Origin of the sequence: Pandoraea capi (genome assembly GCF_902459735.1) — a bacterium.
In the GTDB taxonomy this organism is placed as follows: Bacteria; Pseudomonadota; Gammaproteobacteria; order Burkholderiales; family Burkholderiaceae; genus Pandoraea; species Pandoraea capi.
Genome location: NZ_CABPRV010000002.1, coordinates 754,386 through 775,966, shown reverse-complemented (window position 1 = coordinate 775,966; position 21,581 = coordinate 754,386). Strand labels below are relative to the sequence as shown.

Sequence of the window (21,581 nt, the reverse complement as noted above, 5' to 3'; positions counted from 1 at the left end):
ACAAAGGCGAGGCAACTCGCCTTTGTTTTTTCCTGATTTCCTATGCCCCCCGGCGCGGGTTCGTCGCCGCACTGCATGAACGTTCGCGAATACTACCAACAAGAATTGGCCACACGCGGCTATCAGTCCGACGAGGCACAGGAGCGCGCCGTCGAGCGTCTGCAGCAATGCTACGACGAGTGGGCGGCTTACAAGTCGAGGCGCTCGAACGCGCTCAAGAAGTGGCTCGTTCATCCCGATCTGCCCAAGGGCGTGTATCTGTGGGGCGGAGTGGGTCGCGGCAAGAGCTTCCTGATGGACAGCTTCTACTCGGTGGTGCCGTTGCAGCGCAAGACGCGTCTGCACTTCCACGAGTTCATGCGCGAAGTGCACCATCAGTTGCAGGCGCTCAAGGGATTGCCCGATCCGCTGGACGAACTGGCCAGGCGCATTGCGAAACGCTATCGCCTGATCTGTTTCGACGAATTTCACGTGTCCGACGTGGCTGACGCCATGATCCTGCACCGCCTGCTCGCCGAGCTATTCAAGAACGGTGTGCAGTTCGTGATGACGTCGAATTACCGTCCCGACACGCTGTACCCCGATGGCCTGCACCGCGACCGCGTGTTGCCCGCCATCCGTTTGCTCGAAGAGAAGCTCGACGTGCTCAACGTCGACGCGGGTATCGACTACCGCCGTCGTACGCTGGCGCAAGTGCAGGTCTATCACTACCCGCTGGGTAATGACGCGAACCGTGCGTTGCGTGCAGCGTTCAGCGAGATTGCCGGCGTGCCGGACGAAAACCCGCTGCTGCACATCGAGCAGCGTAAGTTGAAGGCGCTGCGCCGTGCGGGCGGTGTCGTGTGGTTCGACTTCCACACGCTGTGCGGCGGGCCGCGCTCACAGAACGATTATCTGGAACTGGCGAACCGCTTCCACACGGTGGTGCTCTCCGACGTGCCGAAGATGACGCCGCGCATGGCGTCGGAAGCGCGTCGTTTCACGTGGCTCGTCGACGTGTTCTACGACCACAAGGTCAAGTTGCTGATGTCGGCCGAAGTGCCCGCCGAGGAGTTGTACACGGAAGGCACGCTTGCCAATGAATTCACGCGCACCGTATCGCGTCTCGTCGAGATGCAGTCGCTGGAATATCTCGAAGCGCCCCGGCGTGTGGTGGATACGTCGCTGACCTGACGAGGTGAGTGGCGCTGAGGGCAACCCGGACACCTCGGGTTGGCCCTCGGGTGATTCTCGTTTGACCCTTGGGGTGGCCTGCAACCTCTCCAGCGACCGCTAGCGCCCGCGGTCCCCACGGTCCCCTCGTCCTCGCTGACGCGAATCCGATGCGGGCGGCGGCGGGGGGGGCGGCTGCCGCTGTTCGCGGATGTGGTTATAAATATCGCCGCGCAGATCGCCTTGAGGCCTCACTTCCTGGGGTTGCGGCCGAGACGGTCCAGACCGTGCGCCGCCATGGTTATCGCCGCGCCCGTTAGGACGTTCGGCACCTTGCGCGAACCAGCCCTGGAAAAAACGGCTGTTCGACGACGATTGGGCCGTGGCGCCCAGAGACGCACCGGCCAGCATGACGACACATAGCATCCGGACAAGTCGGGTGTGACGCATGGTGCCACCTCCTTGTCGGTAGAACTGCCCTGAATTGCCGCCCGTCGCGCGCAAGTCGCACCTGCCGGGTAGGCGAGGGACTTGGGTCTGTCATGACAATCACGCACGATTGCGGCTACGCTTCGAGATTAAAAGGGCGTCGGCTTGTGTACTGTAAAGATTTGTAAAGCAATGTAAGCCGATGGGGCGTGTAGTCGTACGTCGCCTACCATGCGCAGTTTTGATTGACGGAGTCTTGCAATGCGTAAGCTTTCAGTGGCTGTGCTGGCGCTGGTCGTGGTACTCGGCCTGCTCTTCGGTACGCCGTATTACACCTTGTGGCGGGCCCGCGACGCGGCCAATGCGCGTGACGCGACCGCGCTTTCTTCGTATGTAGATTACCCGGCCGTGCGTGAAAGCCTGAAAACGAGCTTGCACGACGAGCTTTCGCGTCAGATGGACAAACAACGCGGTAACGCTTTCGGCGCGCTGGCACTGGCCCTCGGCGGCTGGGTGTCGGATCGTGTGGTGGAGGCGCTGCTCACGCCGGAGGCGGTCGCTGCCATGCTGCGAGGTGACAGCACGGGACTGCCACCCGCACCGGGCGCCCCCGAACCGCGCGACGTGATACCGCCACAGGCCGAGGCGAGCGCACCGCCGGCCGCGCCGGCACCGCAGACGAACAGCGGCGCGGCGACATCGCCCGAGCGCCAGCCGGCGCCCAATACTGCGCGCACGACAACGCGTACCGAGTTCCAAGACTTCAACCACTTCCTCGTGCACGTTTCGCGCAGCGATCGTCCCGAGCGGGTGGTGACGTTCACGCTCACACGCCGTAACCTCGTGCAGTGGCGTCTCACGGCGATCGCATTGCCACCGCTGTAATTTCCGTCTCTGTCGGCCTTTGCGTCATCCCTCGTATCCGGTAGCAATCTTGAATGCGATTCTGAATGTGGTGTCCTGGCGACGCCTGTGTGTAGCAGCCATGCTGACGGGCCATGCGCTCGTCGCCATGGCGTCCACGGACATGCCGTCGCCAGTGGGCGTCTGGCGGATCGTCGATGAGACCGGCGATCCGAAGGCGCTCATCACTATCTCCGAGAAAGACGGCGAAATCGTCGGTGCGCTGACCCGTAGTCTTGGACGGCCCGACGGACTGGAGCGCCGTTGCACCGAATGCACCGACTGGCGTCGCGGCAAGAAGCTTCAGGGGCTGCAAATCATTCGCGGATTGCACAGGGATGCCGACAGCGACGAATACGTCGGTGGGAAAATTCTTGATCCGGACAGCGGCAGCGAATACGGCTGCAAGATGCGGGTCGTCGACGGTGGCAAGAAGCTCGAAGTTCGAGGCTATTTCGGCATCTCCCTGCTAGGTCGCACCCAGACCTGGATTCGCGAGCAGTAATCTCTTCTCCCCACGGATCGTGTGACGCCGAAACCGGTACGGGCACCCGAACCGGCCCGCACAAGCTAGAGGACTTCCTCAGCACGGCGTCACGCCTTTGGCGTAATCTTCAAAGCGACTCACGCGCGAAAACCCGGCGTTTCAGCCGTTGTGACGCCGATGCTGCGCGCAGGGTGAGTCCTACGACAATCAATTCCGTATCTGGGAGGATGACAATCATGATGCAGATTTCGAACGCGACGTCGTGGCGACGTCTGGGCGCTCACGCGCTCGTCGCGGTGGCGTTGCTGGGTGGTGTGGCGAAGGCTGCACTGGCGGCCGACGAGAACTCGCCGGTCGGCGTGTGGAAGACCATCGACGACAGCACGGGCAAGCCGAAAGCCCTCGTTACGATCTCGGAGAAAGACGGCGAGTACGTCGGCGTGATCACCAAGGGCCTCGGCGCCAACGATGATCCCGAGCGGATTTGCGATAAATGCACGGATGCCCGCAAGGGGCAGAAGATGCTCGGCATGCAGATCATTCGCGGCATCAAGAAAGACGGCGACGAGTATTCCGGCGGCTACATTCTCGATCCCGAGAACGGCAAGGATTACAAGTGCAAGCTGACCGTGATCGATGGCGGCAAGAAGCTCGATGTGCGCGGCTTCATCGGCATCTCGCTGATTGGTCGCACGCAGACCTGGATTCGCGAGCAATAAGACTTTTCCGGTCGTCACAGCAAAGCCCCGGACGGGGTCGTCGTCCGGGGCTTTGACGTCTCAGGTGCCGGGTTACGTTGTGAAACCGGGCAAGGCCAGGTCCTCGCGGGATAAGCGCTTTTTCGGCAACTGATCGAACAGCGAGTGAATCATCTGCGCCATCGAGTGCTTCTGAATGGCGCCGCGGACGCCGGCCGGCGGCGCAACGTTGTCTCCCGAATAAGGTTCTGCGGCAGGTCCGGCATTGGACGGTTGTCGCGAGGCGGGGGGGACGCCGATACGCTCACCCACGGGGCGGGGCAGGGCCATGCGCCCGGCCCACGTCATGGCCCTGCCGAGGAGTGGCGTGCGTCGGGCCAGAGACTCGGCGCCTTGGATCGCTTCCTGCACCACCGACAAGGCCTCGCCATTGACGTGGTAAGCCTTGACTCGTGTCGATGCAGGCATGGCTGAATGCCGGGCCACCGTGCGGTTGTGAAGGCCTGCGGTGTCGAATGTCAGGCCATTAGCGCCGGGAACGACCGATGTTTGTGCCGAGGCAAGACCTCCCCCTAACGAATGCCCTGTGAATATCAATTTCGACGGCGAGTGTTCCCGAGCCAGAGATTTCGCCATGTTCATGGCTTCGTCGTACTGTGCTGACGAGAATCCGAATGCCTGGCGGATGTTCTGCTGCCAGTCGATGCCGGAACGTCCCGAAATCCCCATTTCCGTGCCGCGATTCGCCACGATGATTTTGTCGCCGAGTGAATCGGTATAGACGGCACCGAAATAGCCCGATTGCCCTGGCCCGTTCCTGTCGTAATTGCGCAGACGCTGCACCCGTGCAGGAAGGATGTGGGGCACGGCTTCGTCGAAATAGACATCATGATTCACCAGAGCCGCTGCCATTACATTACGTTGTTCGAGCAAATCCGACGGTGTCCGCCGTCCCTCTCGCGACGCGATCCACGCGTCGATTTCATCGACTCGGCGTGCGATGGCAACGAGTTTCGACGTCTCTTGCGCCGAGTCATGTGCGGCGTCCGGGCCGACGAGCGGCGTCATCTGTGCGACGACGTTCCTGTAGACGTCCGCCTGTTGTCGGCGAATTGATTCGGATAACGAATCGAATTCAGTGCGAACTCTGTCGCCGGATCTGAACGACGAATTTTTCAACGCATCCAGCCACACTTGCGTCAGCTTGTGCAGGCGATCGTTCAGCGGGTGAGGGCGATCCGACAACGGGGCGCTGTCCGGGAGCGGGAGCGCGCCCATGTTCTGTAGCGTGCGTCGCCATTGATCGTCTGCGAGGCGACGCTCGCTAATCTGGCGAGTATGACCGGCCCATGGTTCGGCGCTGTCGGTCGTGTGGGCGAGCGTTTCAGACGCTTTTCGTGGTGTGTTGAAAGTGGGGGCTGCCGGCGCGTGCGGTTCGTTTGCGGCGCGGGCAGTGAGCAGGGAAGCGTAAATCGTCGGTCTGAGGGCGCCAGTCGAAATCTGCATGGGAGTCATCGATGCGATGGTGAAAAACCACCACGTGTCACGCCCCCGGCTTGTGGCCGGAGCGCGAAGCATCGTGGTGGAGAGGGCGATCGATTCTGATCGACGTGTTTGCCAGCGGAAATCAAATATGGCTCATTCGCCACGGTTTGCACGCGCGCGGGAAGTGAGCGCTCATGGCGCGAAGACGGTACGAAAGCGGATCGAATGCGACGTAAAAAAACGATCGAAAACGGCAACGCCCGGACAGTGTCGCTTCACTGTCCGGGCGTTGCCGTCTTACGCCGCACTCGACGCCTGCACGCCGATAGCGGTTCCCCCTCGCGATCCTTCGACTTGCGTGATCGGTGCGCGATCGATATTACTTGCCCAATCCTCCGAGCAATCCGGTCACCGGGGCAAGCAATCCCCCCGCGCCGCTGGTCCCGCCTGAGCCCGTGCTCGCAATCGACGTCAGCGGTGTCGTGACAGTGCTCAACAAGCTGGTGACAGGTGCGAGCGGGTTACTCGTGCCCGTACCTCCCGTACTTCCTGCACCGCCCGCGGCGCTCGTCACACCGCTGAGCAGACCGGTGACGGCCCCCAACGGATTGCTGCCTGACGATCCCGAGCCATTCGTCACGCCGCCGAGCAATCCCGTCACTGTCCCCAGCGGATTGCCCGATGCTCCGGTCGATCCACCCAGGCCGCCCAGCAGTCCGGTGAGGGCGCGGAGCGGATTGTTCCCGGTGGCCGTCGTGGGCGTTACGGTGGTGTTGCCGACGTTCGCCAGAATGTTGCCCAGCGCATTGGGTGACGTCGTACCGGTGCTGCCCGTGAGCAGTCCGCCGGCGCTGGTCACGGTATTGCCGAGCGCCGTCAACGGATTGGCGAGACTGGCGACGACGGCGTTCGGGGCGCTCGCCTTCACTTGCGCGCCGGTGGCGTTCAATGCGCCGCCGAGGGTGCCGAGCAGACCGGCGACCGGCGCGCCGAGGCCGGTCGTGTTGCCGACCGTCTGCGTTGTCGTGACCAGCGTGCTCGTGATCGGCGTGATGGCCGACGATAGCGCTGCGGTGGCTTGCACGACCTGCGGGCTGGTCAATGCCTGCGTGAGCGCCTGACCGCCCGTCACGCCGCCCTGACCGACGGTGACGACGACCTGACCGAGCGCATTCGTGAGCGTGCTCACCGGCGTATTCGCGAGCGGGCCGCTGTTGCCGATACCTGCGACGCCGCTACCGAGCGACTTTGCCGCGTTACCGAGATCCGAGACGACACCGCCGGTGCTGGCAAGCGTGGTGCCGACGGGGTTCGCGCCGGTCTTGCCGAGCTGACCGAGGCCGTCGCCGATGCCCTTGCCGAGATCGGTGACGGCGTTGCCGGTTTGCACGACCGCGCCACCAACGCCTTGGGTGACTTGCGGCGATACCCCCGGAATCGTCGTGCCGGAGACCTGATTGCCGACGGCGCTCACGACCGAGCCCACCGAGCTGACCACACCGTTGCTGCTCGTGGATGGGTTCGTCGGATTGGTCGGGTTCGTTGGCGTATCGGGATTGTTGGGGTTGTTCGGATTCGTCGGCGTGTCGCCGGTCGCGCCGCTGCCACCGCCCGAGCTGGAGCAACCGGTGACGCCCATCACGCCGACAATCAACGCAGTGAGCAACGTGGGACGCAGAAAGTTCGTCATGACATCTCTCCTCGGTGGGGCAGACGGCGGGCCGTCATGCGGTCACAGCGGTCATAGCGGTTATCGCTCGTGCAGCGCGCGTTTGCCGGACCGATGTCCGGCACGAGTCGATCCGGCTCAGGTCTTGGACGACGTGTTGCGTGTGTTCGAGACCAGACCGGCAATGTCCTGATCGGCTTCGAAGCGCAGGCGGAACGTCTCGCTCTTGAGTGTGCGAATGCTCTGCACCAGAAAATCATGAATGGCGGCCAGTTCGCTTTGATCGTACGCAGCGCTCACCGCCGTGAGTTCGCGCGACACCGACGACAGGAATTGCTCGATCTGCGCGCAGCGTTCCTGAATCGGGTGAATCATCACCATGCGGCGGTCGTGCGGGTTCTTCTCGCGCTCGACGAAGCCGGCACGCTCCAGCCGGTCGATGACGGTGGTGATGCCGCCGGAGCTCACACCCATGAGTTCGGCGAGTTGTCCGGCGGTAATCGATTCGAGTTCGAGAATCAGGTCGAGCGCGTTCAGATCGGTGACGTTCAGACCGAGCTGTTCGGCCAGCGCCGCATGATAGAGCGCGGTGTACACGGCGAGCCGGCGTCCGAGCGAGCGGACGATACCGGCGACGAGATCGTTACGGTTCGTGTGTCGGTCGCTCATGGTGCCGTGCGTTCCATTCGTGCCATTCGTCCCATGCATCCCGTTCGCGCCATTTGCCGAATGCGTGGGGGCAGATGCCGGGGCGGCTCCGGAAGCGGTGCCGGTGTCGGCACCGTACGTGTTATGACTTTGGCTGCCGGCGTAACCATTGCTGGCGTCGCGCATTGCCGAGGGTTCGGAGACTTGCGGGGCGGCGTCGCCATGACCGCGCATCAGAACGCCGGTGTCGGATATGAAGCGGGCCATGGCATCTCCTTATCGATTGTTGTGGGTTGTGTGGCCGGCGCGAAGGTGCGCCGGGCCACGTACTGCATCAGTTACTTGCCGACGCTCGCCACGCTGCCGAGCAGGTTCGTCACCGGCTGGATGATGACGAGCAGACCGTTGGCGCCACCAGTGCTGCCGCCCGCGCTGTTCGTCACGCCCGAGAGCAGGCTCGTGACGGGGGCGAGGGGGCTGCTGCTGCCGCTGCCGCCAGACGTGGCACCGAGCAGGCCGGTCACCGGCGCGAGCGGGTTGCTGCCGCCCGTGGCGCCACCGAGGCTGCCGAGCAGACCCGTGACCGGGGCGAGCGGGCCGCCGCTGGAGCCGCCTAATCCGCCGAGCAGGCCGGTCAGCGAGCCGAGCGGGTTGGCGCTGCTGCTGCCACCACCGGCTGCGGTGTTACCCAGACCGCCGAGCAGCGAGCCGAATGGGTTCGAGGAACCGGTCGACGTCGAGCCGTTGACGAATCCGCCGAGCGTCGACACGGTGTTGCCGGTCGCGGTGACGGTATTGCCGAGCGATTTCACGACGCCATTCGACGAGGTGCCGCCGATCTGCGTACCCAGCGATGCCACCGTGCCGCCGACCGTACCCAGCAGGCCATTCAGCGGCGAGCCGAGACCGGTCGCGTTGCCCACGGTGCGGGTCGTGTCGGAGACCACGTTGGTGATCGGAGTGACGGCCGACGAGAGCGTCCTGGTGACCTGCGTCACCGGACCGCCCGAGAAGGCCTGGCCGGCGATGGCGCCGCCGGCGATACCGGCCTGACCCACGGTGCTTACGACGTTACCGACTGCACCGACCAGCGTGTCGACCGGCGTGCCTTCGAGCGGGTTGCCCTTGGTAATGCCTGCGACGCCGCTGCCGAGCGACACGCCGGCCTTGCCCAGATCCGTCAGCGCGGGACCCGTGCTGGCGAGCGTGATGCCGACCGTATCTGCCGACGTACCGGTCTGGCCGAGGCCGGCGCTCACGCCATTGCCCAGGTCGGTGACAGCGTTGCCGGTGCTCTTGAGTGCACCGCCCATGCCTTGCGAGGTTTGCTGCGAGACCAGCGGCAGTTGCGTGCTGGCCACTTGATCGCCGAGTGCGCTCACAACGTTGCCGGCGGAGCTCACGACACCGCCTGCGCCGGTAGCGGTCGTGCCCACGGCGTTCGGGGTGCCGGTCGTGCCGGCCGAGCTGGCGCCGCTGCCGCCGCCGCCGCTGGAGCATCCGGTGAGGGCGATGGCTGCGATGGCGGCCGAAGCCAGAAGGGTGCGTTGAAGTGCGTTGCTCATGATGTCTATCTCCCTGAGTCGTTCTGAATGTTGGCTGGCGGGGGACCGCGCATTGATGCCGTTTCGTTGTGAGGCTTACCGTCAGGTACCGCTATTTCCATTTGAGGAACCGGGGCCGCTCGCTGTGATGCCGTTGGAGGCGCGCGGCGTGTTGGGTGAGCCGGATCCGGGCCAGCCCGGTCCGATGCGTGGGCATCGGAGCGAGGGCCGGATCGCGGCGGTCGCAGGCTGGCGGTGGAATCGCGCGGGTCATGATCGGTGGCCTGTTCGTCTGTGCTGGCGTGGTGGATTCAGTGCGCCGGATTACTTCTTGCCGCCGCCGAGCAGGCCGCCGAGCAAGCCGGTCACCGGAGCGAGCGGGCCGCCGCTGTTGCTGCCGCTCCCCGACGTTGCACCGCCGACTGCACCCGTCACCGAGCCGAGCAGCGTGGTCACCGGGGCCAGGACGTTGCCCGAAGCCGAGGCGCTGCCGCCGGCCGACGCACCACCCGAGCCTGCCGAGGCGCCTGCGCCGCCCGTCACGCCGCCGAGGGCACCCGTCAGACCGGAGACGAGGTTCGTCACCGGGGCGAGCGGGTTGCTACCCGAGGCACCGCCCGTGGCACCGCCGAGGGCGCCCGTCAGGCCGGAGACGAGGTTCGTGACCGGAGCGAGCGGGTTGCTGCCCGAGGCACCGCCCGTGGCGCCGCCGAGGGCACCCGTCAGACCGGAGACGAGGTTCGTGACCGGGGCGAGCGGGTTGTTGCCCGAGGCGCCGCCTGCGGCACCGCCGAGGGCGCCCGTCAGACCGGAGACGAGATTCGTGACCGGGGCGAGCGGGCCGCTACCCGTGCCCGTGCCGCCACCCACGACACCCGACAGGCCGCCGAGGGCCGAGGTGAGCGGTGCGAGCGGGTTGGTGCTGGTCGGCGTGCCGTGCACGAGACCGCCAAGGCTGGCCACCGTGTTGCCGACACCGGTGACGACGCCACCGAGATCCTTCGCGATCGGGTTGTTGATCTGACCACCGATCTTGGTACCCACGCCGGCCAGACCGCCGCCGACTTGGGCCAGCAGACCGGCCACCGGCGTGCCGAGGCCCGTTGCGTTGCCCACGGTTTGCGTGGTGTTGGTCACGACCGTGGTGATCGGCGTGATGGTTTTCGACAGCCCCGAGGTCAGTTGCTGCACCGGCGTGCTGTTGACGGTGTCCGTCAGCCCCGTGCCGAGGGCGGCGCCTGCACCACCGACCGCGCTCACGACACCGCCGAGCAGCGTGGTCACGCTGCCTACCGGCGCGATCTTGTCGAGGCCCGTGGTCTGGCCGAGACCAGCTACAGCGTTACCGAGTTGCTGACCGGCCTGACCGAGGTTGGTCACGGCGCCCGTCACACCGGTGAGCGTCGGGTTGAGCACGTCGTTGCCGGAACCCAGTTTGCCCAGGCCGTTCGTCAGGCCGTTGCCGATCGATTGCACGGCGTCGCCAGTTTTGGTCGTGGCGCCTGCCAGGCCGCTTTGCGTTTGCGAGCTGACCAGCGGCAGGTTCGTGCTGCCTACGACCGTGCCGAGATCGCTGACCGTCTTGCCGACCTGCGTTACGACACCCGTGCTGGCCGTGGCTGCCACGGTACCGATGGGGTTGGCCGAGGCGCCAGTGCCACCGTTGCCGTTTCCATTGCCATTGCCATTGCCATTGCCATTGCCGTTACCGCTACCGTCGCCATTGCCGCTGCCCGAGCCGTCGGGCACGGTGCCTGCGCCCGAACCGCCGCCGCTACCGGTGCCAGCCGTGGTGCCGCTGCCGCCACCATCGCCGAGCGAGCCACTGGTGCCGCCGGAGCCGGAGCTTGCGCAGCCGGTCATCGTGACGACGGCGAGGATAACGGCGGAAGCGAGAAGGGTGCGTTGGATGTTTTTCATGATGGAGTCCTCTGGTCTTTGTCGTAATCAGGCGAGCACGTCTTGTGCAGCCAATCGGTTGTTCATGCGTTGTGCGATGAGTGCGAACAGGAGCGCGTTGACGACTGCGCTATCGGGGCCCGTCATCGCATGGGCCGAATGCGTGTTGCTGCTGCGAGCGTTTGCCACTTCGGCCGGTGTGGCGGTGGCGCGTACGCCACCGCCTTCTTCACCGCCCCTCCCTGGGCTTGCGCCTCTACGATCGGTGTCGGCCGCAGCGCTTTGCTGTTTTGCCGAGATGCGTTGACGCTCTGCCGAGATGGCCGCGGCGCCGTGCATCGTTTGTTTGGTATTGCCAACGATCATGGTGTCCCTCGTGATCTTTAGCGTTGCGATGCAGGGATATCTGCAAGAGGTGTGCCAACCGAAGATTCACGGTTTGAATAACTCTTCTAGTTTTTTCTCGAATCGGCTGAAAAGCCTGTATTTATTTGCGTTTCGGAAAACAAGAATCTTTCGAATCGAGAGATCGGGATGGCGAAGGGGATGAGGAGAGTCAGGGTTAACGCCATCGGGAAATGGCGAAAAACAGAGGAATTGGCGTTCCCGTTACGGGGGGCGTTACGGGTAACGTTACGTAACGATTGGGATGTGATCGGGATGTAACGGAACGAAAGGCAAATGAAAAACAAGCCGGTAAATGCGGGTCGGCATTGCGCAACTAATAGAAGGAGCGCACGACATTCGGGTAATGCCGGATCGAAGGCGATGCTGAGGAAGCCGTACTTTTATGTAAAGGCGTGAAACGTCTTTGCGAATCGGTTATCCAAGGGATAACTAAGTAGCGATAGCGCTGGTGTGTACTTGCACACTGGGGCTGGCAGCGCAGGGTGCTGCGTGCCAGATGGATGAATAGTTATTTAAATACGCACTGGAGTTGGCCGCGGCGATTTCGATGCGGTGTGTGGCGCCGCACCAATCATGGTTTTCCCTCGCGAGCGCTGATTTGCTTAGTTTTGGAGTATTGTTTGATCAACCGGTGTAACGTATTTTTACAATCGCCGGAGTGATTGGAAGCAAGACTCTAGTTTTTGTGATTTAGTTTAAATTAGCATCGAAAAATAATAGTACGCCGCCGCAAAGGCTGTACCAATAGCCCGGCAAATATTGGCGTACAACGTAAAAGAGGTTCGCGAGCCTTATAGCGCAACGAGCCCGAGGCCGAAGTCAAGAGTTGATAAGCGATATGGCAGGACTGCACGTCAGCCCATCGGGCCGCTGTGATGTTCCGCTGTGTGCCAACAGGCGCTGATGCGTCTTTTTGAGGGAGGGTGATATGAAGCTCGGTAATCGTTTTCGACTGTTTGCGCGCGACGAGCGTGGTGTAACGGCACTGGAGTACGGCATCCTCGCCGCTATCGTGGCGGTGATCATTGGCGGCACCGTTTATACCAACCTGGGCACGGCGTTCTCGTCGGTGTTCTCGAAGATTCAGTCGGCGGTCACGGCGGCTGGCGCCTAACGCATTAACGCATTGGCGTGGCGGGAAGGCGCCGAAGCGCGCCGAAAGACAAGTCGGCATGTGTACCTCGCGTCTGCGTGCTGTAGCGAGGGATCGTGCTGACGGATTGGGGAAAGGCATCTGTTGTACGGGATGCCATTCGGGGTAGTGGGATGCTGTATTCGCGAGGAAGCGAATCATGCAGGCAAATCGCGCAAGCAAGACCGGACGGCAGCTTCGACTGTCCCGGCAAAAGGGTGTCACCGCACTGGAGTACGGCATCCTCGCCGCAATCGTGGCGGTGATCATCGGCGGTACGGTGTACACGAATATGAGTAGCGTACTTTCGAGCGCCTTCAGTACGGTGACTTCGGCAGCAACGTCGGCGTCGTCGCATTGACACGCTGTGCTGACATTGCTGTGGCTGTTGTGCGTGCCGATCGTATTGACTGATCTGATTGCGCGACGTATCCCGAACCTCTGGCTGCTGTGTATCGGTGTACCGGCGCTGGGGGGGATCGGCTGGCAGGCGTGGCATTCCAGCGCGCACGTGGTGTGGGTTCACGGGCTTGGCGCGGTGCTTGGATTGATCGTACTGCTGCCTTTCTGGTGGCGCGGTGTCATGGCCGCCGGCGACGTCAAGTTGTTTGCGGTGATCGGACTGGTCGCTGGCTATCCGGCGCTGTTGCCGGTCTGGTGTCTGGCCAGCGTGGCAGCGGGGGTTCATGCGCTCCTGCTGCTGGCGGGACGCTCGAAGCGGTCAAAAGCGTTGACGCGTTGGCGCGACCGTGTGACTGCCTCGCAAGCATGGCGACGAATTTTGCAGTGGCGGGCGGGACGCGTCGGGTTGCCTTACGGGGCATATCTGGCTGCGGCGGCGCTCGTAGTGAGGTAGGTGCGACGTGGGCGTGAGGGCGCCCTTCGCCGGTGTCGGAAGCCTCGCAAGTCGTTTCAGGTTTCACACGCGACAGGAGTAACGAGTGCTGCCGGAGGCAGCGCCGTAATAATGGGAGGCGCGGGCGACGCCGCGCAAATTGCAGGTTCATGCGTCGCCAGACACGGACGAAGAGTGCCGTGCGCGACGGGGGGTATCTTCATGAAGCGGTCTGGGGCACAGGCAAGGACAGGGTTGCGATGCGCGAACATGCGCGGCGTCGCGGCACTGGAATTCATGCTCATTCTCATGATCCTGCTGCCTGCTTTCTACGTCGCCGTCGCCTTCTCTCTCAATATTCTTGCCCGACAGATGCTCACGCAGGCCGCCTCCGAAGCAGGCCGTGCGATGTTGCGCGCCGGCACGATGACGCAGCGTCAGGCCTACGCCACGACCGCGATCAACACAACGCTGACGTGGCCGTCGGCCTCGGCGGTAACGGCGACGTTTCCGGCCGATGCCACGTATCCATGCCCGGCGTCGGGTGCAGGCGCCGTATCGCAATGCATCGTCCATGTCACGCTCACGCTCAATCAGCCGATGACGGTGAACTGGCCGGGGCTGGGCGCGCTGGTGCCGACGACCGTGACGGGTACGGCAGCCGTGACGCTCGACACCTCGACGCTGGGCGGTAGCTGACAGATGGGTTGCCGCGCAAGGCGGGTGAACGACGGCATGTGCGACAGCCTGTGGCGTCTGGAAGTAGCGAAGTGCAGAAGTAGCGACATAGCAAGAAGGTTGACATGCCGCCGGTTTGCCGGCGTCCCGCAAGTTGTGACTGAACGGCCGACAGGCCCCAAGCCATGAACAAAGCCACCAAGATTCTCGCTGCTGTGCTAGTTGTTGCCGGAGTGGTGCTGGCGCTCTTCGCGTTGCGCTTGGGGACGACGAATGCCCCCGCGCCGCAAACCACACCTTCGGCAGTGACCCAGACGCTCACTCAGCGTTTCCCGGCCGTGGTGGCGGCCAGGGCGCTTTCGCCCGGCAAGCCCATTACGGCGGACGACGTCAAGATCGCGCAATTCGATAGCCCCACGCCGGCGGGTTTCAACATCCCGGCCGACGTCGTGGGACGTGTGCCGCTCGTGGCCCTCGCCGCGGGTGTTCCCGTCACGCAGAACGTGCTTGCCCGCGGACTCGCCATGCAACTCGCACCGGGCGAGCGCGCCGTGGCGCTTCCCGTGACGGAAACCGTCGGCGTGAGCAACCGCATTCGTCCGGGCGATTTCGTCGACGTCTTCTTCACGATGAAGACGAACCAGCCGGCGGGTAGTCCGACCGTCGGCATCGTCGACGACACGCAGGCCCGCCTGCTCGCGTCGCGGGTGCGCGTGCTGACCTACGGCAATGCGTCGCTGGACGACGTGACGCCGCAGCCGGCCGCGCCGAGTGTCGCCTCGACGGTTGCCGCCGCGACCGCCAGCGCGCCGCAGCCTCAGCAACCTGCGCCAGCCGCACTACCACCGATGCCCGCCACCTCGGCCGTCGTGGCCGTGCCGGTCGAAGACGTCAACCGTCTCGTGCTCGGGGCGCAGCAGGGGAAGATCACACTGGCGTTGCGCAATCCGGCCGACGACACCCATCCCGATACTTCGCTGTTCCCGCCGCCGCCGCCCGTGCTCGCGAGCAAGTCAGGCCTGACGGCGGATACCAAGGCCGCCCTTGATACCCCTGAAAACCGTGCTTACGCCGGGATCGCCACAACGGGCCTGGCAGGCGAGCCGACGCGCCGCCCCGCAGCGGCCGCAGCGCCGCGAGCACCCGGTGGCGGCGGCAGCAGCAGCGGCGGCACGATCGAGATCGTGCGCGGCGCGGAACGCTCCACGGCGGCTTACTGATCTGAACTGACCTGAACTGACGAATTGGACCGAGTGATTGAACCGAGTTTTACCGAATTCTTACCGAACGAACGGAAAGCATCGACACGCAGATCCAGTGACGCCCCGGCATGGCACGACGCCGATCCGGGCCACGTCGCTCCACCGACACAGTGACCGATACAGCCACGCCATGATCAGAAGCCAGGTTCGCACTGCCAGACGAGATGCCAGACGTGTCATGGGAATGTTGTTGTGTTTTACGGCGTTGCTCGCCTGCGGCGGGACCGTCGCAGTGCGCATGGCCGATGCGGCCGATAACGCATCAGGCGCCGGGGCGAGGTCGCTTACGCTGGGGGTGCATGAGCAACGTGAATTGCAGGTGAGCGGCACGCTGGAGCGCGTGGCCGTCGCGGACCCGGATATCGCGGACATCGTGGTGCTCAAGGGCTCGGGCGGGCGGCGCGGCTCAGTGCTGGTCGTCGGCAAGAAAGCGGGCACGACGCAGGTGTCGACGTGGCCGCGCGGTGGCGAACCGACACGCTGGGAAATCCATGTGCAGGGCAGCCTGCAAAGCGCGCTCGGTGACACGGGCGGCGCCAGTGTGGACCCGCGCGGTAGCGCCGCGATCATCAAGGGCCACGCCGGCTCGCTGATGGAACACAGCGGCCTGCAAGCGGCGGCCGTCGATGCCACGGGCAAAGGCGGTGTCGTCGTCGACCGCTCTACCGTCGGCGACACCGGCGTCGTGCAGGTCGACGTCAAGATCGTGGAAGTGAATCGCAACATTCTGAATCAACTGGGGGCGAGCTTCAGCGCGTCGAGGAAATCGGGCTCGGGCAGCTTCGGGGTGAACTCGCAGTTGGCGTCGGCCTTCGGCAGCGGCGGCACGTCGGTCTCGAACTTCGGTTCGTTCTTCGGCTCGATTACGCGGGGTGCATTCAACCTCTCGGCGGAGATCGATCTGTTGCAGACGAACGGCCTGGGCCGCGTGCTCGCTGCGCCGACGCTGGTGGCGCTCTCGGGACAGAGCGCGAGCTTCCTCGCCGGCGGCGAGTTGCCCGTGCCGCAGTCCGGCGGGCTGGGGACAACGACGATCGTCTACAAGTCGTTCGGTGTCGGGCTGACGGTCACGCCGACGATCCTGTCGCCGAATCGCATTGCACTGAAGGTCGCGCCGGAGGCGTCGGACCTCGACTACACGAACGCCGTGGTCATCGCGTCGACGCAGATTCCGGCGATCACCACCCGCCGTGCCGATACGACGGTCGAACTCGGCGACGGCGAAAGCTTCATCATCGGCGGGCTGATCTCGCGCACCACGACCGCCGCCGTCGACAAAGTGCCGCTGCTCGGCGATCTGCCGCTCATCGGCGCGTTTTTCCGGAATCTGAAGTACAACAGCACTGAAAAGGAACTGGTCATCATCGTGACGCCGCGCCTCGTCAAACCGGTGGCCCGCGACGTCGCCTTGCCGCTGCCGGGCGACACGCGCGAGAAGCGGCCGGGGCAAGTGTGGGGCGCGTATCTGATGGGCGTAGCAAGCGACAGCGAACTGCCGGGTTTCTCAAAGTGATGCTGACGTCGGATCGACTGCACAGGGCGCAAGCGATGCAGTTGGACGACGCAACGGCAACATCGGACGAGGCACTGGCGAGGGCCGGGATGGGGTAGTAAGGAGTGCACAAATGAACGCACCGACGCGAATACTGGACACCATGACTGAGTTGCATCGCTTTCTTTTTTGCAGCGCACATGCCGGCCACGGACAGTGGCTCTCGGCCGCTTTGCGCGAAGAGGGCGTCGTGCTGCAAGAGGCCGGACGCCCGGCGCAATTGCAGCAGCGCATCGGCGATCTCGATCCGCAAGTCGTGTTGCTCGACTTCTCGGGTGAGCCGACCGGTCATGCCGACGAACCGCCCGATGGGGGCATCGCACAGGCCTCGGAGCTTGCCCAGATGCTCAAGCGCGTGGCGCCCAAGCTGCCGCTGGTGGCCGTCGGTTCGATGGTGCGGGCCGATGGCATGAAAGCTGCCATACGTGCCGGTGTGCACGACTTCATCGACATGCATTCGACGCACGAGGAAGCCCTCGAAGTCGTGCGTCGCGTGATCGATCACACCCCGACCGTGACGAATGCCGCAGCACCGCAACGGCATGGCCGCTTCATCGTGCTGCTCGGCGCGCGCATCGGGGTGGGATGCAGCACGCTCGCCGCCCATCTGTCGCAGCTCGGACAGGAGGCCTCGGTAGGGTCGAATTCTGAGCGTGCGGAACGCGCCGCCAAGGCTGCGAAGGCCGCCGGCAACAAGGACGACAAGTTCGACGGCTCGCTGCTCGGCCACGTCGCACTGCTCGATCTCGGCCTGCCGTCCGGCGACGGGCTGCTCTATCTCAACACGCAAAGCCAGTTCAGCTTCGCCGAAGCCGTGCAGAACCTGCGACGCTTCGACGAAACCCTCGTGCATACCGCCGTCTCGCATGCGCCGAGCGGGCTGGCCGTGCTGCCGCTGCCGCTCGATCTGGGCGATATGCGCAGCGTTGCGGCGGCCGATGCGCTGGCGCTCACCGACCGTCTGCGCGCGTTCTTCGATCTGATCGTGGCCGATCTGGGCGGCTTCTCGAATCCGGCGTTCGTCGCGAGCCTCGTGCGGGCAGCCGACGAGGTGTGGCTCGTGGTGGATCAGAGCGTCGGGGCCATCGTCTCGCTCGCGTCGATGCTGCGCGATCTTGAGGAAAAGGGCGTCGAGCGCAGTCATCTGCATCTCGTGCTCAACCGCTATGACCCGCGTTACGGCATGGCCGCTGACCAGATCGCCAAGCGGTTCGACGTGCCGCTGCTCGCCACGCTGCCGGATCGTCCGCTCGCCATGCTCTCCGCTACCAACCAGGGCAAGCTGATTATCGACACGGCGCGCGGCGACCCCTATGTCCGCGCGCTGCAACCGTTGGTGGAGCGCCTGCTTTCCGCACAACACGCAGGCACCGCAGCACAACGCCAGTCGTCGGGCTGGCTAGGCCGATTCATGGGAAAGCACTGATATGACCGACTCCATCGAATTCGCCGACGACAAGCGCGCGTTTGCCAATTCACAGCAGTTCCAGGACATCAAGACCGCAGCGCATGAACATCTGCTCGCGCGCATTGAGGAACTCGGCGCAGAATTCGGACGCTGGAGCCGCAGCGCGATTCAGCAGTTCGTCGATCTGGAAATGGACGGTTTCGTACGCTTGCGTCGTATTCCGATCAACGAGGCGGAGCTTCGTCAGATTTCCGACGCGCTGACGAAGGAACTGGCCGGCTTCGGTCCTATCGAGGACTTGCTGGCCGATGCGGCCGTCGAAGATATTCTGATCAACGGCTACAACGACGTGTACGTCTCACGTCGCGGGGTGCTCGCGCGCGAAGCGCTGCGCTTCTCGGACAACCAGCATCTGCTGCGTATCGTGCGGCGCATTCTCGCGCCGATCGGGCGGCGGCTGGATGAATCGAACCCGATGGTCGACGCGCGCTTGCCTGACGGCGGGCGTCTGAACGTCGTGATCGAGCCGCTGGCGGTCGACGGGCCGGTCGTCTCCATCCGTAAGTTCCGCAAGGATCCGCTCAAGCCGTCCGATCTGCTCGCGCTGGGCAGCTTCAACGAGGAGATCTACACGCTGCTTGAGGCGGCGGTGCGCTCGCGCTGCAACATTCTGGTGTCCGGCGGTACGAGCTCGGGCAAGACGTCGCTGCTCAACGCGCTGGCGAGTTTCATCCCGGCGACCGAGCGTGTGGTGACGGTCGAGGACACGGCCGAACTCTCGCTCAATCACCCGCACGTGGTGCGGCTGGAGTCCCGCCAGGGCGGCTTCGACGGTTCCGGCGAGGTGACGATTCGCGACCTGATCCGCAACAGCTTGCGGATGCGTCCCGACCGGATCATCGTGGGCGAAGTGCGCGGCTCGGAGGTGCTGGAAATGATGCAGGCGATGAACACCGGGCACGAAGGCTCGATGGCGACGATTCACGCCAACTCGCCGCGCGAATGTCTCTATCGTCTGGAGATGCTGGCGGGCTTCGCCGGCTTCCAGGGCAGCGAGAGCAGCCTGCGCCGTCAGATCACGAGCGCGCTCGATTTCATCGTGCAGATCGGCCGTCTGTCCAACGGGCGGCGGCGCATTCTGTCCATTACCGAAGTCACCGGCGTGTCCGATACGGTGATCTCCACGCAGGAATTGTTCCGCCACGAATCGGTCATCGGCCCGGACGGCGAGGAGAAGGACAAGTGGGTGTCGCTGGGGCTTCAGCCGCATTCGCCCAAGCTGCAACGCTTCAAGGAGCAGACGCGCAATGCTGCGGCCGCCGCGCAGGCGCAGCAAGGCAACGTGCCGCCGGATTCGGGCGGCGGCGGTTTCTTCGGACGCCGTCGATGAATCCCTTCGTGCTGTGGGCCGCCTGTATTGCACTGTTGCTGGTCGCGGCGGGGCTGGAGCTTTGGCGTCGCACAAATCAGCGCGTGCGCGAGCAGGCGACGAGCGCGTTCCTTGAGCGTCAACTCGCGCAGAACGCGCCGAGGTTTGCCGGCGGCGATACCGCCGGCGAGGTGCGTGCGCCTCGTCGCAAGTCCCTGCCGTGGGAGTTCTTCTTCGAGCGGGCGGGTGTGCAGACCGATTCGACGTTCTACGTCATGCTGATCGTGCCCGGCGTGTTGCTCACCCTCGGGTTCTGGATCTGGCAGGGGCCGCTCTCGGCCATCGTGATCCTGATCGTCTATGCCGTGGGCGTGGTGATGCGCTATTGGCTCAAGGCGGCGCGGCGGCATCGCGACATCGTGCGTCAGTTGCCGGTGTTCCTCGACGGCATGGTCCGCATGCTCACGGTGGGTAACAGCCTGCCGGCCGCGTTCCAGTCAGCCGCGACCAATGCCGATTTGCCGTTGCGAGAATTGCTGGAGCGTGCGGTGCGTCAGGTGCAGGCCGGGGTGGAGCTGGACGTGGCGCTCAAGCAGATCGCCCGCGTTTATCAGGTGGACGAAATCTATCTGTTTGCATCGGTGGTGGATCTCTCGACGCGCTTCGGCGGCCGTGCCGACCAGATTCTCGCGCGCATGTCGGGCTTCATGCGCGACCGCGAGCAGGCGCAGGCAGAGCTGTTCGCGCTGTCGTCGGAGACACGCATGTCGGCATGGGTGCTCGCGGCGCTGCCGATTGTCGTCAGTGCGTTGCTGATGTTGCTCAACCCGAAGTTCTTCGAGCCGATGTTTCAGGAAGGCGCCGGGCAGAAGCTGCTGGCCATCGGTCTCGGGCTGGAAGTCCTCGGTGGATTCGTGTTGTACCGGCTGGCCAAATCGTTGTGAGCGGCGCGCTGCGCCGCTCACCCTCGCCAAGCGCAAGGATCTCGCATATGAACCTTTCGTCCCTGTCGGCCGATTCGCAAACGTGGATGATGCTCGGCCTGCTGATGGTCGCGGCAGGTCTGCTGCTGGCGGCGTCGGCCATTTTGCTGCGCGCGGTGCGCCAGGGACGCAACGAACGGGTGATCGATCAGGTGCTCGCGAATCGTCAACAGCAGGCGCTCGCGGCGCTTCGTGCGGCGTCGGCGCCGGTGGGCGCGCGTGCGCGATCGGATGATGAGACGGACGAGTCGCTCGAGAGCGGGCAGCGTGGCTGGCGCTCGCTCCTGGACCGGGCGGCAGCGCTCGGCAAGCAATGGTCGGAAACGCGCCTCGGCCAGAATCTGATCGCGGCGGAAGACCGTCTGCTGCTCGCGCAATGCGGCTACGACAGCGTGCGCGCCAAGTCGTTGTTCATCTTCTCGCGGGTGGCGTTGGCGGCGGTGCTGCCGTTGCTCGTGTGGTTGTGGTTCCCGGGGGGCGGCGGCATCGGCACGATACTGCGTCTGATTGGCGCGGCCGGCGCGGGATTGCTCACGCCGAAGTTCTACATCCAGCGCAAGGCGGCACAACGTCGTCGCGATCTGGTCGACGAATTACCGCTGCTTATCGACTTGCTGCGTCTGTTGCAGGGTGTGGGGTTGTCGATGGACCAGAGTCTGTACGTGGTGGTCTCCGACTTCCGCGAAGTGCTGCCGATCCTGTCGAAGGAGTTCGAAGCGGCCAATCGTCAGTACGCATCGGGACGCGGCCGCGAGGCGTCGATGGGGCGCTTGCGCGAGGTCTACGACAACGACGATCTGCGCGCGCTGGTGCGGCTCATCGTGCAGGTCGAGCAGCACGGCGGCGCGGTGCAGGAACCGTTGCAACAGTTCAGCGACCGCTTGCGCGAGCAACGTCGTCAGACGATGAAGGAGCGCATCGGCAAGCTGACCGTAAAGATGACGCTGGCCATGATGCTCACGCTGCTGCCTGCGTTGATGCTCGTGGTGGCGGGGCCGGCGATTCTGTCGCTGACCAAATCCATGGAGGCCATGAATTGA

20 protein-coding genes are annotated in these 21,581 nt (G+C 64.3%); 14 read left to right on the top strand and 6 right to left on the bottom strand.

What is annotated here, in order from left to right; genetic code table 11:
• Positions 1-75 precede the first annotated feature (75 nt).
• The 4 genes from zapE to PCA20602_RS06755 all read left to right on the top strand — a co-directional run bounded on the left by zapE (position 76) and on the right by PCA20602_RS06755 (position 3,690).
• Positions 76-1,173: a cell division protein ZapE gene (gene zapE, locus PCA20602_RS06770; RefSeq protein WP_150720520.1), complete on the top strand. Its 1,098-nt coding sequence runs from the start codon at positions 76-78 to the stop codon at positions 1,171-1,173.
• A 669-nt stretch (positions 1,174-1,842) separates the two neighbouring features.
• Positions 1,843-2,466 carry a DUF2939 domain-containing protein gene (locus PCA20602_RS06765; protein ID WP_150720519.1) on the top strand — a complete coding sequence of 208 codons (624 nt, stop codon included), beginning with the start codon at positions 1,843-1,845 and terminating at the stop codon, positions 2,464-2,466.
• Positions 2,467-2,515: 49 nt separating this feature from the next.
• Positions 2,516-2,989, top strand: coding sequence for a DUF2147 domain-containing protein (locus PCA20602_RS06760; protein WP_242560401.1), 474 nt, complete (start codon positions 2,516-2,518; stop codon positions 2,987-2,989).
• A 218-nt stretch (positions 2,990-3,207) separates the two neighbouring features.
• On the top strand, positions 3,208-3,690 hold the full coding sequence (locus PCA20602_RS06755) for a DUF2147 domain-containing protein (protein ID WP_150720518.1): 483 nt from the start codon (positions 3,208-3,210) through the stop codon (positions 3,688-3,690).
• A 72-nt stretch (positions 3,691-3,762) separates the two neighbouring features.
• Here PCA20602_RS06755 and PCA20602_RS06750 read toward each other — a convergent pair whose 3' ends face one another.
• From PCA20602_RS06750 to PCA20602_RS06725, 6 genes are all read right to left on the bottom strand, one after another.
• Positions 3,763-5,175, bottom strand: a complete 1,413-nt coding sequence (locus PCA20602_RS06750; protein WP_174980863.1) for a Tle-like phospholipase domain-containing protein — start codon at positions 5,173-5,175, stop codon at positions 3,763-3,765.
• Between the two features lie 358 nt (positions 5,176-5,533).
• A complete protein-coding gene (locus tag PCA20602_RS06745; protein WP_150720516.1) occupies positions 5,534-6,844 on the bottom strand; it encodes a collagen-like triple helix repeat-containing protein in 1,311 nt (436 codons plus the stop codon).
• A 117-nt stretch (positions 6,845-6,961) separates the two neighbouring features.
• Positions 6,962-7,738: a MarR family winged helix-turn-helix transcriptional regulator gene (locus PCA20602_RS06740; protein WP_150720515.1), complete on the bottom strand. Its 777-nt coding sequence runs from the start codon at positions 7,736-7,738 to the stop codon at positions 6,962-6,964.
• Between the two features lie 71 nt (positions 7,739-7,809).
• Positions 7,810-9,036 (bottom strand): collagen-like triple helix repeat-containing protein, encoded by a 1,227-nt coding sequence (locus tag PCA20602_RS06735; RefSeq protein WP_150720514.1) that lies wholly within the window; start codon positions 9,034-9,036, stop codon positions 7,810-7,812.
• 303 nt (positions 9,037-9,339) lie between these two features.
• Positions 9,340-10,935, bottom strand: a complete 1,596-nt coding sequence (locus PCA20602_RS06730; protein WP_150720513.1) for a collagen-like triple helix repeat-containing protein — start codon at positions 10,933-10,935, stop codon at positions 9,340-9,342.
• A gap of 27 nt (positions 10,936-10,962) precedes the next feature.
• A complete protein-coding gene (locus tag PCA20602_RS06725; RefSeq protein ID WP_150720512.1) occupies positions 10,963-11,280 on the bottom strand; it encodes a hypothetical protein in 318 nt (105 codons plus the stop codon).
• A 970-nt stretch (positions 11,281-12,250) separates the two neighbouring features.
• Here PCA20602_RS06725 and PCA20602_RS06720 point away from each other — a divergent pair.
• The 10 genes from PCA20602_RS06720 to PCA20602_RS06675 all read left to right on the top strand — a co-directional run bounded on the left by PCA20602_RS06720 (position 12,251) and on the right by PCA20602_RS06675 (position 21,581).
• Entirely contained in the window at positions 12,251-12,436 is a 186-nt protein-coding gene (locus tag PCA20602_RS06720; protein ID WP_069343832.1) for a Flp family type IVb pilin, read from the top strand.
• Positions 12,437-12,614: 178 nt separating this feature from the next.
• Positions 12,615-12,815 (top strand): Flp family type IVb pilin, encoded by a 201-nt coding sequence (locus tag PCA20602_RS06715; RefSeq protein WP_069343833.1) that lies wholly within the window; start codon positions 12,615-12,617, stop codon positions 12,813-12,815.
• Between the two features lie 6 nt (positions 12,816-12,821).
• Positions 12,822-13,310 carry an A24 family peptidase gene (locus tag PCA20602_RS06710; RefSeq protein WP_217432379.1) on the top strand — a complete coding sequence of 163 codons (489 nt, stop codon included), beginning with the start codon at positions 12,822-12,824 and terminating at the stop codon, positions 13,308-13,310.
• A 249-nt stretch (positions 13,311-13,559) separates the two neighbouring features.
• Positions 13,560-13,988 (top strand): TadE/TadG family type IV pilus assembly protein, encoded by a 429-nt coding sequence (locus PCA20602_RS06705; protein WP_069343834.1) that lies wholly within the window; start codon positions 13,560-13,562, stop codon positions 13,986-13,988.
• A 164-nt stretch (positions 13,989-14,152) separates the two neighbouring features.
• On the top strand, positions 14,153-15,187 hold the full coding sequence (cpaB, locus tag PCA20602_RS06700) for a Flp pilus assembly protein CpaB (RefSeq protein ID WP_150720510.1): 1,035 nt from the start codon (positions 14,153-14,155) through the stop codon (positions 15,185-15,187).
• A gap of 280 nt (positions 15,188-15,467) precedes the next feature.
• Positions 15,468-16,742: a type II and III secretion system protein family protein gene (locus PCA20602_RS06695; protein ID WP_150720591.1), complete on the top strand. Its 1,275-nt coding sequence runs from the start codon at positions 15,468-15,470 to the stop codon at positions 16,740-16,742.
• Positions 16,743-16,854: 112 nt separating this feature from the next.
• Positions 16,855-18,207 carry a CpaE/TadZ family protein gene (locus PCA20602_RS06690; protein ID WP_150720509.1) on the top strand — a complete coding sequence of 451 codons (1,353 nt, stop codon included), beginning with the start codon at positions 16,855-16,857 and terminating at the stop codon, positions 18,205-18,207.
• Between the two features lies 1 nt (position 18,208).
• A complete protein-coding gene (locus PCA20602_RS06685) occupies positions 18,209-19,579 on the top strand; it encodes a TadA family conjugal transfer-associated ATPase (RefSeq protein ID WP_150720508.1) in 1,371 nt (456 codons plus the stop codon).
• Positions 19,576-20,502, top strand: a complete 927-nt coding sequence (locus tag PCA20602_RS06680) for a type II secretion system F family protein (protein WP_150720507.1) — start codon at positions 19,576-19,578, stop codon at positions 20,500-20,502. Before PCA20602_RS06685 ends, PCA20602_RS06680 begins: the two co-directional genes overlap by 4 nt.
• Before the next feature lie 47 nt (positions 20,503-20,549).
• Positions 20,550-21,581, top strand: a complete 1,032-nt coding sequence (locus PCA20602_RS06675; protein ID WP_150720506.1) for a type II secretion system F family protein — start codon at positions 20,550-20,552, stop codon at positions 21,579-21,581.

Excerpts from the sequence above, each read along its gene's own strand:
- PCA20602_RS06745 (WP_150720516.1), bottom strand. The coding sequence starts at position 6,844 with ATGACGAACTTTCTGCGTCCCACGTTGCTCACTGCGTTGATTGTCGGC.
- PCA20602_RS06740 (WP_150720515.1), bottom strand. The coding sequence starts at position 7,738 with ATGGCCCGCTTCATATCCGACACCGGCGTTCTGATGCGCGGTCATGGC.
- PCA20602_RS06725 (WP_150720512.1), bottom strand. The coding sequence starts at position 11,280 with ATGATCGTTGGCAATACCAAACAAACGATGCACGGCGCCGCGGCCATC.
- PCA20602_RS06715 (WP_069343833.1), top strand. The coding sequence starts at position 12,615 with ATGCAGGCAAATCGCGCAAGCAAGACCGGACGGCAGCTTCGACTGTCC.
- PCA20602_RS06730 (WP_150720513.1), bottom strand. The coding sequence starts at position 10,935 with ATGAAAAACATCCAACGCACCCTTCTCGCTTCCGCCGTTATCCTCGCC.
- cpaB (WP_150720510.1), top strand. The coding sequence starts at position 14,153 with ATGAACAAAGCCACCAAGATTCTCGCTGCTGTGCTAGTTGTTGCCGGA.
- PCA20602_RS06755 (WP_150720518.1), top strand. The coding sequence starts at position 3,208 with ATGATGCAGATTTCGAACGCGACGTCGTGGCGACGTCTGGGCGCTCAC.
- PCA20602_RS06690 (WP_150720509.1), top strand. The coding sequence starts at position 16,855 with ATGAACGCACCGACGCGAATACTGGACACCATGACTGAGTTGCATCGC.
- PCA20602_RS06735 (WP_150720514.1), bottom strand. The coding sequence starts at position 9,036 with ATGAGCAACGCACTTCAACGCACCCTTCTGGCTTCGGCCGCCATCGCA.
- PCA20602_RS06765 (WP_150720519.1), top strand. The coding sequence starts at position 1,843 with ATGCGTAAGCTTTCAGTGGCTGTGCTGGCGCTGGTCGTGGTACTCGGC.
- PCA20602_RS06705 (WP_069343834.1), top strand. The coding sequence starts at position 13,560 with ATGCGCGGCGTCGCGGCACTGGAATTCATGCTCATTCTCATGATCCTG.
- PCA20602_RS06685 (WP_150720508.1), top strand. The coding sequence starts at position 18,209 with ATGACCGACTCCATCGAATTCGCCGACGACAAGCGCGCGTTTGCCAAT.
- PCA20602_RS06680 (WP_150720507.1), top strand. The coding sequence starts at position 19,576 with ATGAATCCCTTCGTGCTGTGGGCCGCCTGTATTGCACTGTTGCTGGTC.
- PCA20602_RS06750 (WP_174980863.1), bottom strand. The coding sequence starts at position 5,175 with ATGCAGATTTCGACTGGCGCCCTCAGACCGACGATTTACGCTTCCCTG.
- PCA20602_RS06675 (WP_150720506.1), top strand. The coding sequence starts at position 20,550 with ATGAACCTTTCGTCCCTGTCGGCCGATTCGCAAACGTGGATGATGCTC.
- zapE (WP_150720520.1), top strand. The coding sequence starts at position 76 with ATGAACGTTCGCGAATACTACCAACAAGAATTGGCCACACGCGGCTAT.
- PCA20602_RS06695 (WP_150720591.1), top strand. The coding sequence starts at position 15,468 with ATGGCCGATGCGGCCGATAACGCATCAGGCGCCGGGGCGAGGTCGCTT.
- PCA20602_RS06720 (WP_069343832.1), top strand. The coding sequence starts at position 12,251 with ATGAAGCTCGGTAATCGTTTTCGACTGTTTGCGCGCGACGAGCGTGGT.